The organism is Paraburkholderia sp. 2C (genome assembly GCF_054589215.1).
In genome coordinates this window covers 270,027-283,634 of record NZ_BAAILL010000042.1, presented here as the reverse complement: position 1 = coordinate 283,634, position 13,608 = coordinate 270,027, and the positions used below count along the sequence as shown (strand labels likewise).

Below are 13,608 nucleotides of genomic sequence, written 5' to 3'. Positions count from 1 at the left end.
GTCGGGCTGCAAGTTCCTCGGAGGGGCGCAATCCGTGATGGCGGACGCAACGCGTGTGCCCGCGCCGCGGGGCGCCGCCCGCACGGTCGGCTGCCAAGCCGGTCAGTCGCCGGCGGCGCTTTGCCGTCCGATCATCAGCGCCGCGCACAGCGCGCTACCGAGCGCACCGACCGCGCAGACGAGCGCGACCGCGCGGAACGCGGCGTCGAGGGCGTCATTTTCCGCCTGCGCCACCGGTGCGTCGTGCCGCGCGACGCCGTCGGAAGATTCCGCGCCGGGCGCGATGGCGTGCATGACGGGTCCCGCGCGATGAGGAATATGCAGCGCGTCGAGCCGCGTCGACAACACCGCTTCATGCGTCCACGTAAACACGATGCCGAGCGCCGCCACCGCAATCAGGCTGGCGACGCGCGCGACCGCGTTGTTGATGCCCGACGCGATGCCGGTTCGCGCGCCTGGCACCGACGCCATGACGGTCGTGGTGAGCGGCGTCACGGTCAGCGTCATGCCGAGACCCATCACGACGAGCGCCGGGAAAAACGCAGTCCAGTACGACCCGTCGCCGGTCGCGAGCGGCACGAGCGCGAAGAGGGCAAAGCCCGCCGCCGTGACGACCGAGCCGGCCACCAGCAGCAGGCGCGGCCCGAAGCGCTCCGCGAGCGCGCCGCCCGCGAAGCGCGACAGCGCGCCGATGATGAGCGGAATCGGCAGCAGCGCGGCGCCTGCCTGCGTCGCGCTGAACCCATGCGCGCGGATCAGTGTGAACGGCAGAAAGAACAGCGTGCCGCCGAGGCCGAAATAGAGCAGCAGCGTGACAAGATTGGCGCCGCTGAAGTCGCGAGATTGAAACACGTCGAGCGGCATCATCGGCTGCCTGCTGCCGGCTTCGATCACGACGAAACCAATCAGCACGATGCCGCCGCCGGCCACCGACGCGAGTACGGCCGGCGCCGCGAAGCCGGCCACGCCCCGCTCGGACGCAAGCGTGAGGCCATACGCAACGGCGCCGAGGCCCACCGCGGCGGCGATCGCGCCGGCCCAGTCCATGCGGCGCGGCGCGTCGGGCTGATGGCTATCGGGCACCGCGATCAGCGCGAGCACGACGGTGGCCACCGCGATCGGCAGATTCAGGAAGAAGATCGCGCGCCACGAGAAGGCATCGACGAGCCAGCCGCCGGCGATCGGCCCCAGTGCCGAGGTGATCGACGCGAATCCGGCCCAGATGCCGATCGCGCGGCCCCGCTCGCGATCGTCGAAGACGGCGCCGATGATCGACAGGCTGCTCGGCACCAGCAGCGCCGCGCCGATGCCTTGCACGGCGCGCGCCGCGATCAGCGTCGCCGGATTGGGCGCGAGGCCGCACGCGGCCGACGCGAGCGTGAAAACCACGATTCCGCAGACGAATATGCGGCGCCGCCCGTAGCGGTCGCCGAGCGCGCCGCCAACGAGCACCAGCGAGGCGAGCATCAGCAGGTATGCATCGACCACCCACTGAATCGCGGCGACGCTCGCATGCAGTTCGGACTGCAGCGCGGCGAGCGCGACGTTGACGACCGAGCCGTCGATAAACGCCATGCTCGAACCGAGGATCGTCGCGAGAAGCGCGAGCCGCTTGTAGCGGCTGGGCCGGTCGTACGCGGAGCAGCGCGCGCCGCAGATCGCCACTTCGTCGCAGGGGCTCGCGCTGACCGCCACGGCCGGCGGATAGGGCGCGCGTCGCGCGGGCGCGTCGGAGAGAGGGGGAGGGGACAAGTTCGCTTCCGTGCCGGTAACACGGACAAGCATAGCAACGGCGGCGGGCCGCTTGCAGCGACGAGGGCAGCGCGCATGCGCCCGCGCGGTTGCGGAGGGACTTAAACGGTGAAGCAGCGAGCCGTTTGGGTACCGGGCGCAGACCCGCGCAGACCCGCGCAGACCCGCGCAGACCGCGCGCCAAAGCGACAACCCGCGACAACCCGCGCGAGCCAACGCAGCGGTCTCTCGTTAGCTCAGACCGCCACAGCGGACCGCGGCGGCGTCCGCGCGTGGGTATCGTCTTCGTTTGCAGCCTCGGGCTCGTCAGGGTCCGCTTCGGCGTCGCTATGGCCGCCTTGCGTCTGCCGCCGCCCTTGCCGGATCGAGCTGATATCGCTCTGGATCCGGTTTGCGTTCATGAGCCGGTACAGCGTCGCGCGCGACACGCCGAGCTCCGCGGCCGCCGAAGAGAGATTGTGCCCATGCCGTCGCAGCGCATCTTCGATCGCTTCGATCTCGGCTTGCATGCGAATTTCGGCAAGCGTCTTCGGCCGCTCGTTGCTTGCGGCCGGCAAGCCGAGGTCCGCTTCGGTAATGAAGCGCCCTTCGGCCATCACGACCGCGCGCCGCACGCAGTTGATCAGTTCGCGCACATTGCCGGGCCACGCATAGTTCGACATCGCGACCACGGCACCGCTCGAAAAGCCGCGAATCTTATGCGTGCCGTCCTGCCGGTACATGCTGAGCGCGTAGTCGGCAAGCAGACGGATATCGCTGCCGCGCTCGCGCAGCGGCGGTTCGTCGAGCCGCAGCACGCAGAGCCGGTGATAGAGGTCCGCGCGAAAGCGCCCGTCGCTGACCGCGGCTTCGAGGTCCACATGCGTCGCGGAGATCACGCGCACATCGACCTTGATCGGCGTATTGCTGCCGAGGCGCTCGATCGTTCCTTCCTGCAGGAAGCGCAACAGCACCGCCTGGCACTCGTGCGGCATGTCGCCGATTTCATCGAGAAAGAGCGTGCCGCCGTCCGAGTGCTCGATGCGGCCGATCTTCTTCTGCAGCGCGCCGGTAAACGCGCCGCGCTCGTGGCCGAACAACTCGGCTTGCAACAACGTGGGCGGAATCGCCGCGCAGTTGATCGCGACAAACGGTTGCTTGTCGCGCGACGAGCAGTCGTGCACCGCGCGCGCGGTGAGTTCCTTGCCGGTGCCCGATTCGCCGGCGATAAAGACGGGCGCGTCGGTTTGCGCGCACTTGTCGAGGCGCCGGTAGAGCCGCTCCATCGGCTCGCAGTGGCCGACCATGCCGTGCTTGCCCAGCGATGGCCTGGGTTTCACGCTCGTGCGCCGCAGGCTCGACAGGCCATGCGCATGGCCGAGCGCGAAGATCAGCCGGTCGTTCAGACACGGCTTCGTGACGAAGTCGAAGCAGTAGTCGAGGATAAAGCGGCTTGTCACCTCGTCGTCCGAGCGGCCCGGCGCGATTTGCGCGACCCAGTTCGTCTCGCTGCGCCGCATGCAGGCCTCGAGCGCGGACAGATGTTGCGCGGTGCAATCGTCGGGCAGGTCGACGAGGCCGACCTTGATATCGCCGCGGTCGAGCAGGCGCTCGGCGAGCGCAGGCGTTTTCGCATGGACGACATGCCAGCCGGCAGCGGTCAGGAATTCGGCGAGCGGCCCGTCTGGCGCCGAAGACACGAAAATCACGCTGCGTTCGGCGGCGGGCGACGTTGAGGTGGAATGCATGGTACCCCCGGTTGGATGTGTGGCCGCAGCGCAGCGCGAGCGCGTAAGCCAGTGATCCTTCGATAGCGACAGCGGTTTCAGCGTCGGCAGTTCAGCCTTGTTCTCAGCGGTTTTTATTGGCCCGGTCCTGCACATTCCGTCGCCGTACGGGCGACGGTCCTATCGTCGCATGATTACGGCATGTGATCAAAAAATAAAGGAAACGAACACGCGTTTGTATAAGCACAAATCAGGATGCAGAAACGATTCGCGTGGACGTGCGCACGCGCCGGTTCATTGACGATTCATCGGCGAACAGGGGCGAAGTCAAGCTGGATAAGGCTTCGCCGCGTGGGGCGTAGCAGACCGGTATCGCGCGACGTGCCTTTCCGGATCCGCAATATGCGTCTTGTCTCAATGTTGCGACACATTGGGCATAACTCGTGCCGGGCGAACCTAGCCCTTATCCGATCCGGCAGTTTTGATCGCAAAGCCTTGGCCAATCTGGGTTTGCGCGCGACGCGCCGTCTTTTTTGCCGTTGAGCGGCAGCGCTTCCGTACGCATGACGCATGCCGAACCGTCCTCGAAAAATGTTGCGAACCCGAAACGTCGGCAACCTGAAAGCGGGTTTCCAACGTGTTCGCCAGCGCACGAAACACGGCGCGACAAGGCTTTGCGCCCGCATGGCATACCCATTGCGATAGATCGGCCACAACGGATTCGTTGCTGTCCGGAAACATCGATCCGAAGAGATACCGGGCGGCAACACGGGGGACTTCGTGGTTCGCGGTCGGGGCATGCCGCGAATCGGGAAGGCGGCGGAGCCAATGGGGGGCAAACGTCGAAGAAGAGTGGAGCGAATGGTTCGTACGCCGTACGGACCATTCGCGACCACCTTGACGGCGCAACCGGATGGCGATGCCGTTTTGCCTGCTCGGGGCGAGTTGTCGTGGCAGCCCATGTCTGACAGGCGGTTTTGCCGAGGCGTTTCAGGCGCAGCGGCAGCTAACGGTAGTTCCACTTCACTCTGCGTCGCCGCGTTGCCCACGCAGGGGATGCTGCATGGCGCAGCCGATGGCCTGTCCGTCTGGTTCTCGGGATGGCGAGGTTGGGCTGCGCGATACCGCCGCGCACGATGCTGCGACGGACTCGGCATCCGCGGCGACGACGACGCCTTCGATTTTCTCGTGCACCGGCTGCATCAGCCGGCACGCCGTCCGTTGCTGGCGTGCTATCCGCGCGATCTGCTGAGCCTGGTGGTTGCGCATGCAACGTATCGCGAAGAGCCGCCGGCCGCGACCCCGGACACGCTGCAGCGCGCATGGAACAGCTATTTCGCAAGCGGCGGCAACAGCAGCGGCGCGCCACAGACGCGGCCGGCGCGGCCCGGGCATGCGGGCGATGTGATCCGGCGCTTCGCGACCGCGTAGGCCGCGAGCGCAATCAGAGACGCAACTGAGAGACGCAACTGAGAGACGCAACCCGGCAAGCAGGCAGTCAAATGCATCGCGAATGTGCCGGATGGCCCGTCGCGCTGCTACAACCCGAAGCAGCCGGTCGGCGTGTACCGTTATGCAGCAACGACCGATGACCTGAGACCCTGCTATTCGCAGATCGCCTCGCAGATTCTGCGGATATCGAAGTAGCCGACCGAAGTACGCGACCGAAGTACGCCACTGAAGCAGCCAGTCGAAACATGCAAGCGAAGCAAACGGTGACCGCCGTGCAGAATGCAAACAGCGAAAACAGGGAAGACAGCGCGAGCCTTGGCTCTCGCCCAGAGGAGAAACGGACCATGCGAATGATCGACGAAACGGTGCGCTTCACAACCTTGCTTGCCGAAGACTCGCTGAACCCCGCGCAACCGCGGCGCGCGCGGTTCGGCTCGCACCGCGCCGCCATGGCGTGCATTGCGCTGCTGAAAGGATTTGCCTGCACGGCTGCCGCTGTCGCGCTGCTGTTCTTTACCTACCGCCTCGTCGGACACTGACGCGGCCACGTGCCTCGCTGCCTGGCCACGCCGGGCATCCCCCGCTGCGTCGGACAGGAAGGTGCGCTATCGTGACTGCCTCGCTGAAGGCGACGTTTCGTCGACGGAGAAGCGCGATGGCAAAACATGCAGTGGGGAGCGGCGCCAGTGCGCCGCGAGCGCATGCCGAATTGGCGGGACGCCCGAATGAAGCGGAATACGCGGCGCCTGCCCGGCGGCGCGCCGGTCTTCCCGGGCAGGTGGTGCTCGTGTTGCAAGGCGGCGGTGCGCTCGGCGCGTACCAGGCCGGCGTCTTTCATGCGTTGCACGATGCCGGTATCGAGCCCGACTGGGTGATCGGCACGTCGATCGGCGCGATCAACGGCGCGATTATCGCCGGGAACCCCGGCGGCAAACGCCTCGAGCGGCTGCATGAATTCTGGCAGCGTGTCACGTGGCAGGGCGGCTGCGGCCCGGGCACCGGCGTCGGCGAATGGCCGCCGGGCTTGTGTGGCGTGCCCTTGAGCGTGGCCGAGTGGCTGCGCGATCTGTCGGTCGTCACGCACGGCATCCCGTCGTTCTTCACGCCGCGCGCCGATGCATGGTTCGGCCTCTACGGCGCGGTCGGCCCCGAACGTGCCGCGTTTTATCATACGGAGCCGTTGCGCGAAACGCTTACGTCGCTCGTCGATTTCGATTTCCTCAACGCGCGGCAGATGCGCTTGACGGTCGGCACCGTCGGCGTGGCGAGCGGGCATATGCATTACTTCACGAATCGCGATATGCCGCTCGCGGTTGATCACGTGATGGCGTCCGCCGCGTTTCCGCCCGGCTTTCCGTCGGTGCGTATCGGCGGCGAGGCGTTCTGGGACGGCGGCATCTATTCGAATACGCCGCTCGAAGCGGTGCTCGACGACCGCCCGCGCCGCGATTCGATCATCTTCACCGTGCAGTTATGGCCCGTGCATGGGCCCGAGCCGGCCTCGATACGCGAAGCGATGACGCGCCAGCGCGACATCCAGTATTCGAGCCGCGCGGAAAGCCATCTCGAGCGGCAGAAGCAGATTCACAACCTGCGCCATGTGATTCGCGAGCTGGGCAAGCATATGACACAGGAGCAGCGCGAAAACGACGCGATCAAGCAGTTGCTCGACTGGGGCTGCGGCACGACGATGCAGGTGATCGAACTCGATGCGCCGCGCTCGTGCGGCCACGACCTGCACAAGGACATCGACTTTTCCGCAAGCGGCATCGAGCGGCGCTGGACAGCCGGTTACGACGACACGCGCAACATGATCGAGCGCGAACCGTGGCTTGCGGCGCTCGATCCGATGGAGGGCATTGCGATACATCGATCGGATCCGGCGTCGGTGTAACGGCTCGCGCGGCCCGCGCGAGCGACGCGGTGCTCGCTTGATGCACGACGCAGTGCGCAATGTAGTGCGCTGATATCCCAACGGCAAACGGCGCTTTCGTACCATCGTGTGCATCGATGCTCACGCATCTTTCGCCGAGGGAACAGCCAATGGTCTTGCCGCCGATACGCCCGCGTCCGGCACTCACCGCGCCCGAAGTTCGCAACGAGCCCTCGCCGATTCGCGTCCCCGCGCCGGTGGAAACATCGCAACGCTTCGAGCGCCTGCCGCGGGCGCAGGCGAGTTCGACCGTGCAGGCCGCGCCTGTCTTGACCCGGGGGCGAACATCGGAGTCCTTCGGCGCGGCACGACCGACGGCGTGGCCGGACGCCTATGCGTTCCCACAGATTCCGGGCGAGTATGTGTCCATCGACCGCCGCGGCATATATTCGGACCTGCATGGCGGGGAGTCGTTCGTTCTGCATGGCGGCAAAGCCTATGCGGTCGCGCTCGACGTTGCCCTCGCAAGCTGGCGGCTCGCGGCGCCCGGCGATCGTTCGCAAATGGGACAACGGATCACACGCAATGCGCGCGGCGACTGGGAGATACGCGAGGATGTCGCCTTGCCGCAAACCGGGCGTCCGTCAGACCTCGACGCCGTACGAAGCGACGCCCAGAAGCGCCAGTACGCGGCGACCTGCATGCTCAGGCATCCTTCAGCCTCCGAAGCGGTACTGGCCGCCCGCCTCGCGCTGCCGATCAGCACGATCCGGAAGATCGCGGCTGATGTGGACGCTGCACGACGCGCCTGGCGCGCGGCGGGTACGCTGGGCGCACCGGCACAGGTGCTGGCGGATGCGCCGCTGACGCCAGGCGAAAGGGCATTCATCGACCGATGGGCGGACTCGATGAGCGCGAACAATTTTGCGGAGTTGATGCAGTATCCACGCAGGCGTATCGATACTTACCTGCAAAGCGACGAACACCGCAGCGCATTGGCGTCTTTATCTCGACCTGCGGCCGCGTCGGGAGAAGCGGCTTCGACGAATCAGGACATCGCTGAAGCTCGGTCGCGACGCGGTGCGAAGATGATCCCCGCAAAGAAGGCGCGGGTCGTTCGCATGCTGTCGAGCAATCCCACGATGTCTTACAGTGCAGTCGCGAAGGCCTGTTCGGTTTCTTGCAGCAGCGTGATTGGCGTGGCCAGAGCGCATGGCTTGCTGCGCGACAGGCAATCGCAGACCGCGAACGCACGCGACGACCTGTTCGACGATTTCGTGCTTTTTCCGGGCACCGGAGCAAGAGAACTCGCGGAGCAATACCGCTTGCCAGTAGCGTGGGTGAGGGCGCTTCGGCACGAATTCGCGCCGATCCGGGCAGACTGGAACGCGATTTACCAGCAGGACATCGCGGACAACCGGCCGGAACTTGGCGCGCTGCTGCCGGACGGTGCGAAGCAGTTCATCAGGCAATGGGGTGACCTCCTGTCCGCGACGAATCTGGCCATCGTGATGAAGATGCCCACATTCGTGATCGATGCGTATAGGAGGTCGGCCGGATACCTGCCGCCGCCCGCTGCCTCGCCTTGCGCATCGGGGCGGGCGCAGCAGTCGCCACAGCCCGGGCCGTCGGGATCGCAAGCGTTCCTCACGGACGCGCAAAAGGCGGTGGTGCTCGAATGGGCTCCGCGAGGGATGAGGCCGGACAGTCTGTCCACGTACCTGTCGATGCATTTGCATGCCGAGGTTCCGCCAGCGGCGATCGAAGCGTTTATCGCGTCGCCCGAATACCGGCGTAAGGCGCTAACGTAAGGCGCGCGGCTCGCCGCTGCGTTGCGCCGTCGCACACCGCCGGGCCGGCGCTATTGCCCCGGCGCGCTGCGCTGTCGTGCGTCGAATGTCGTGCGCAGCAAGCCTTGAACGTTGGCGAGCAGCGTCTCGCGCGCAACGGGCTTGTGCAGCGTGCACTCGCACATCACGTTGTCGGGAATATCGGGCGACGCGCTCCACAAGATGACCGGCACATCGTCGAGCGACGGGTCGGCCTTCAACGCAAGGCACACTTCCACGCCATTCATCTCCGGCATCATGAGGTCGGTAATGACGAGGGCCGGGTGCAGGCGATGCGCGAGTTCGACGCCTTCGCGCGCCTCGCCCGTGGTGACCACATGGAATCCTTCCAGTTCGAGCAGAAGCGCCCATGCAACGAGCAGTTCATGTTCGTCGTCGATAAGCAGAATAGTGGGCAGGCGGGTGTCCGAAAGTGCAGTGGCATCCATCATCGGTCAACTATTGAGTGCATCGAACGATGCGCGGTCGGGGGTGGCTTAAATATTTCACACGCATGCATGACCCATGCCATCGGCGCAGCATGGCGACGCCACGCCACGCGCGGCACGCCTCGCCGCATTGGCCCATGCTGTCGCTGCGGGGCGCTGGGCGGGACGTCGTGCGACGCGTGTGCCAGTTTATGTGACCGCGGTATGACACGTTTCGCTATCTGAGCCGATGCATTTAGCGTGCCGCGCGTGCGCCGGCGGCCTGAAAAGCGTGTGGCGAACACGCAAAATCTATCTTCGTTTGTAAGTCTGAGTAAGGATGGCGTGACGATGCGCGGCCTGCTATCGGGCCCACAAGGCGATGCGCGTACCGCGGGCACATGGTTTGCTAATCCGCCTCCTGGCCGCCATTCATCTATTTGGTTTTCGCGCACCATCGCGCGCACCTCCACAACGCATTTCATCAACAAAGGCTTTCCATGGCATACGATCGACGCATCTCCGAAGGCCTGCCGTTTCCGCTCGGCGCCACATGGGACGGCAAGGGCGTGAATTTCGCGCTGTTCTCCGCGCATGCGACGAAGGTCGAATTGTGTCTGTTCGACGCGAAAGGCAAGCGCGAAGTCGAACGCATCGAACTGCCCGAATACACCGACGAAGTGTGGCACGTGCATGTCGCGGGACTGTCCGCGGGCACGGTCTACGCCTATCGCGTGCACGGGCCGTTCGAGCCGGAGGCGGGACATCGCTTCAATCCGCACAAGCTGCTGCTCGACCCGTATGCGAAGGCACACGTCGGCGCGCTCAAATGGCATCCGTCGCTGTTCGGCTATACGTTGAACGCACCCGGCGACGATCCCGATCTCGAGTTCGACAAGCGTGACAGCGCGGCTTATATGCCGAAGTGTCAGGTCGTCGATCAGACGTTCAACTGGACGCACCCCACGCGCATTCGCGTGCCATGGGACCGCACGATCGTCTACGAGACGCACGTGCGCGGTTACACGAAGCGGCACCCCGCCGTGCCCGCGAAGATGCGCGGCACGTTCGACGGTCTTGCCCAGAAAGCGGTGGTCGATCATATCCGGCGGCTCGGCGTCACGACCGTCGAACTGATGCCGATACACGCGTTCGTCAACGACAGCTATCTGCTCGACAAAGGCCTCACGAACTACTGGGGCTACAACACGATCGGCTTTTTCGCGGCCGATCCGCGCTACTTCGCGCGCGGCCCCGGTGTGGTCGCCGAGTTCAAGGAAATGGTGGACCGGCTGCACGACGCCGGGCTCGAGGTGATACTCGATGTGGTCTACAACCATACGGCCGAAGGCAACGAGCGCGGACCGACGCTGTCGTTTCGCGGTATCGACAACGCGTCGTACTACCGGCTGATGCCGGAGCAGAACCGCTACTACATCAACGATACGGGCACCGGCAATACGCTGAACCTGTCGCATCCGCGCGTGTTGCAGATGGTGACCGACAGCTTGCGCTACTGGGTGACCGAGATGAACGTCGACGGCTTCCGTTTCGATCTCGCGACGATTCTCGGCCGCGAGCCGTACGGCTTCGACGAAGGCGGCGGCTTTCTCGACAGTTGCCGGCAAGACCCGGTGCTCGCGAGCGTCAAGCTGATTGCCGAGCCGTGGGATTGCGGGCCCGGCGGTTATCAGGTCGGCGGTTTCCCGCCGGGCTGGGCCGAATGGAACGACCGCTTTCGCGATACGGCGCGCTCGTTCTGGAAGGGCGACGAAAATTGCGCAGCGGATCTCGCGACGCGTTTGACCGCGTCGGGCGACTTCTTCAACCGGCGCGGCAGGCGTCCGTGGTCGAGCGTGAACTTCGTGACCGCGCACGACGGCTTCACGCTGCACGATCTGGTTTCGTACAACGACCGTCACAACGACGCGAACGGCGAGAACAACAATGACGGCCACAGCGATAACCGCTCATGGAATTGCGGCGCGGAAGGACCGACCGATGACGCGGACGTGATCGAGCTGCGCGAGCGTCAGAAGCGCAATATGCTCGCCACACTGCTGTTCTCGCAAGGCACGCCGATGATGCTGGCCGGCGACGAGTTCGGCCGCACGCAGCAGGGCAATAACAACGCGTATTGCCAGGACAACGAGATCAGCTGGGTCGACTGGGAAGGCATCGACGAACGCGGCCGTGCGTTGATCGGCTTCGTGCGCAAGCTCACCGCGTTGCGCCATGCGTTGCCGGTGCTGCGGCGCGGCCGTTTCCTGACCGGCGAGACGCGCGTGCTGAAACTGCCGGGCCGGATGGAAGGCGAAAGCGAAGGTGCGGGCGAACATACGGGCGAAGCCGAAAGCGAAGCCGACCTCGAAGTGAAGGACGTGAAGTGGCTGAGCCCTGCCGGCGTCGAACTGATGGACGAGCAGTGGGGCGATCCGGCGATGCGCTGCTTCGGTCTGGTGATCGACGGTCGCGCGCAGGCGAGCGGTATTCGCCGGCCGGCATCGGATGCGACGCTGCTCGTTATCGTCAACGCGTATCACGACGTGGTGGACTTCACGTTGCCCGAGGTGCCGGGCAGCGATCAATGGAGTTGTCTGATCGATACGAACGCGCCCGAGCGCGACGAATTGCCGGAGTTCGGTTCGGGCGATGTGTATCAGGTGACGGGACGTTCGCTGCTGCTGTTCGCGCTGCATGCGCAAGGCGAGACGCAGCACGTGTTCGATCGGCTCGAGGAGCGGCTCACGCAGTAGTGAGCGAGTAGTGAGCGATATCGTTGTTTGCACAACGATCATGCAGCCGCGTACCTGTATCGCGCGGCTGCATGATGCAGATGCTGCATAACGCAGATGGTCACGCGCGCCGCGCGACCTCCTCGTGCGCGGTCTGCGCCGAAGCATTGCCGTTCCACGCGCCGTTCTGCGCGGCGTTCGCGGCCCGCCGTGCCGGCCGCCGCTGCGTGACCACGTCGACTTCGTGCGCGGCATGCGCGACTGCCGCCGGTGCCTGATGAGGCGCCGCTTCGGACAGATCGCGCCGCCGCGCCGGACGCGCATCGGTGAGTTCCGCATACAGTTGCAGATAGCGTGCAGCCGGCCGCGCCCAGCCGAAGTGGCCCTGCATCGCATTACGTTGCAGCGCATGCCACGACGACGGCCGCATAAACGCCTCGAGCGCGCGCTCCAGCGCCGCGACGACATCGCCCGCGGTTTCGCCTTCGAACAGAAATCCGGTCGCGCCCGCTTCGGGCAAACCGAGCTCGGGCGAACGCGCCGGTTCGTAATCGACGATCGTATCGGCCAGGCCGCCGACGCGCGACGCGATCGGAATCGTGCCATAACGCATCGCATACATCTGCGTGAGCCCGCACGGCTCGAAGCGGCTGCCGTGCAGCAGCATGTCCGCGCCCGCATGCAGCTTGTGCGCGGTCGCTTCGTCGTAGCCGACCTGCACGCCGACGCGTTGCGGCCACAGCGCGGCGAGCGCGCGCATCGCCTGTTCGAGATGCGCGTCGCCTTTGCCGAGAATCGCCACCTGCAGCCGCGGATGCCGCGCAAGCGCCATCGGCAAGGCGGCGGCCACGACATCGGCGAGCTTTTGCGACGTCAGCCGGCTGCCGATTGCGACGAGCGGCGCGAACGGATCGACCGAGAGGCCGAAGCGTTGCTGCAGATCGCGCTTGCAGGCCTGCTTGCCGCGCACGTCGGCGGCGCAGTAGTGACGCGCAAGATGCGCGTCGTTCGCCGGATTCCACGCGTGCTCGTCGATCCCGTTCGTGATGCCGGAAAGCTTGTGCGCATTCGCTTGCAGCACGCCTTCCATCCGGTGTCCGAAATGCGGTGTGAGAATTTCGCGCGCGTAGGTGTCGCTGACGGTCGTGACGCGGTCGGCGTGCACGATGCCGGCCTTCATCGGGCTCAACGTGTTGTAGAACTCGATGCTCCGCTCATCGGCAAGCGCGGGCGCGAGCAGTTCGTCGGGCACGCCGAGCCAGCTGCCGAGCGCGAGCGGGCAGTTGCCCTGGAACGCGAGATTGTGAATCGTGAACACGCTTTTCGCGGGCACGCCCGCGAGCTTCATCAGCAACGGCGTGAGTCCTGCATGCCAGTCGTGCGCGTGCACGATATCGGGGCGCTTGACGCCGCGCACGCCGCGCGCAATGCGGGCGGCCGCTGCGGCCAGCGAGGCGAAACGCACGGTGTTGTCGAGATAATCACGGCCGCGCTGATCGACATACAACTGCTCGCGCCTGAACAGATGATCCATCTGCAACAGCAGCACCGGCACACCGGTATCGGGCATCTGCGCACGCAAAAGGCGCGCGTCGCCACCCGGCAGCCCGCCGATCCGCGTAAGCGGTGCGACGTCCACCGCCTTGTCGAGTGCGCCCGGGTACGCGGGCAGCAGGATCGACACGTCGACGCCCGCGTCGCGCAGGGCCGCCGCATAAGCGCTCACCATATCGCCGAGCCCGCCGGATTTGGCGAGCGGCATCGCCTCCGAGGCGACGAGAAGAACATTCAGCGTCAAGATCGACTCCGCGCGAAAGAAATTCAGTAGGGGAC

Annotated in this window: 9 protein-coding genes; 5 read left to right on the top strand and 4 right to left on the bottom strand. The window is 65.6% G+C overall.

What is annotated here, in order from left to right; translation table 11 throughout:
* Positions 1 to 102: 102 nt before the first annotated feature.
* Both ACYPXD_RS21275 and ACYPXD_RS21270 read right to left on the bottom strand, forming a co-directional pair.
* On the bottom strand, positions 103 to 1,785 hold the full coding sequence (locus ACYPXD_RS21275) for an MFS transporter (RefSeq protein ID WP_459715501.1): 1,683 nt from the start codon (positions 1,783 to 1,785) through the stop codon (positions 103 to 105).
* Positions 1,786 to 1,988: 203 nt separating this feature from the next.
* Positions 1,989 to 3,479 carry a sigma 54-interacting transcriptional regulator gene (locus ACYPXD_RS21270; protein ID WP_459715498.1) on the bottom strand — a complete coding sequence of 497 codons (1,491 nt, stop codon included), beginning with the start codon at positions 3,477 to 3,479 and terminating at the stop codon, positions 1,989 to 1,991.
* A 1,035-nt stretch (positions 3,480 to 4,514) separates the two neighbouring features.
* On the opposite strand from ACYPXD_RS21270, the gene ACYPXD_RS21265 reads away from it, so the two are divergent.
* The 4 genes from ACYPXD_RS21265 (at position 4,515) to ACYPXD_RS21250 (ending at position 8,594) form a co-directional block, all read left to right on the top strand.
* The gene (locus tag ACYPXD_RS21265) at positions 4,515 to 4,889 is read left to right on the top strand and encodes a hypothetical protein (RefSeq protein ID WP_459715495.1); all 375 of its coding nucleotides are present in this window, start codon (positions 4,515 to 4,517) and stop codon (positions 4,887 to 4,889) included.
* 284 nt (positions 4,890 to 5,173) lie between these two features.
* Complete coding sequence (locus ACYPXD_RS21260; RefSeq protein WP_459715493.1) at positions 5,174 to 5,449, top strand: hypothetical protein; 276 nt, start codon at positions 5,174 to 5,176, stop codon at positions 5,447 to 5,449.
* Positions 5,450 to 5,565: 116 nt separating this feature from the next.
* On the top strand, positions 5,566 to 6,804 hold the full coding sequence (locus tag ACYPXD_RS21255) for a patatin-like phospholipase family protein (protein ID WP_459715490.1): 1,239 nt from the start codon (positions 5,566 to 5,568) through the stop codon (positions 6,802 to 6,804).
* Between the two features lie 401 nt (positions 6,805 to 7,205).
* Positions 7,206 to 8,594 carry a hypothetical protein gene (locus ACYPXD_RS21250; protein WP_459715486.1) on the top strand — a complete coding sequence of 463 codons (1,389 nt, stop codon included), beginning with the start codon at positions 7,206 to 7,208 and terminating at the stop codon, positions 8,592 to 8,594.
* A gap of 50 nt (positions 8,595 to 8,644) precedes the next feature.
* Here the strand turns inward: ACYPXD_RS21250 and ACYPXD_RS21245 are convergent, their stop codons facing one another.
* On the bottom strand, positions 8,645 to 9,061 hold the full coding sequence (locus ACYPXD_RS21245; protein ID WP_459715484.1) for a response regulator: 417 nt from the start codon (positions 9,059 to 9,061) through the stop codon (positions 8,645 to 8,647).
* Positions 9,062 to 9,540: 479 nt separating this feature from the next.
* Between ACYPXD_RS21245 and glgX the strand changes: the two genes are divergently transcribed.
* On the top strand, positions 9,541 to 11,796 hold the full coding sequence (glgX, locus tag ACYPXD_RS21240) for a glycogen debranching protein GlgX (RefSeq protein ID WP_459715482.1): 2,256 nt from the start codon (positions 9,541 to 9,543) through the stop codon (positions 11,794 to 11,796).
* 100 nt (positions 11,797 to 11,896) lie between these two features.
* On the opposite strand, the gene glgA is transcribed toward glgX, so the two are convergent.
* The gene (gene glgA, locus ACYPXD_RS21235) at positions 11,897 to 13,573 is read right to left on the bottom strand and encodes a glycogen synthase GlgA (protein WP_459715798.1); all 1,677 of its coding nucleotides are present in this window, start codon (positions 13,571 to 13,573) and stop codon (positions 11,897 to 11,899) included.
* Between the last annotated feature and the right edge of the window lie 35 nt (positions 13,574 to 13,608).

Bases quoted from the DNA above. Each gene is read 5' to 3' on its own strand.
- ACYPXD_RS21275 (WP_459715501.1), bottom strand. From the start codon at position 1,785: ATGCTTGTCCGTGTTACCGGCACGGAAGCGAACTTGTCCCCTCCCCCT.
- ACYPXD_RS21270 (WP_459715498.1), bottom strand. From the start codon at position 3,479: ATGCATTCCACCTCAACGTCGCCCGCCGCCGAACGCAGCGTGATTTTC.
- ACYPXD_RS21265 (WP_459715495.1), top strand. From the start codon at position 4,515: ATGCTGCATGGCGCAGCCGATGGCCTGTCCGTCTGGTTCTCGGGATGG.
- ACYPXD_RS21255 (WP_459715490.1), top strand. From the start codon at position 5,566: ATGGCAAAACATGCAGTGGGGAGCGGCGCCAGTGCGCCGCGAGCGCAT.
- ACYPXD_RS21245 (WP_459715484.1), bottom strand. From the start codon at position 9,061: ATGGATGCCACTGCACTTTCGGACACCCGCCTGCCCACTATTCTGCTT.
- glgX (WP_459715482.1), top strand. From the start codon at position 9,541: ATGGCATACGATCGACGCATCTCCGAAGGCCTGCCGTTTCCGCTCGGC.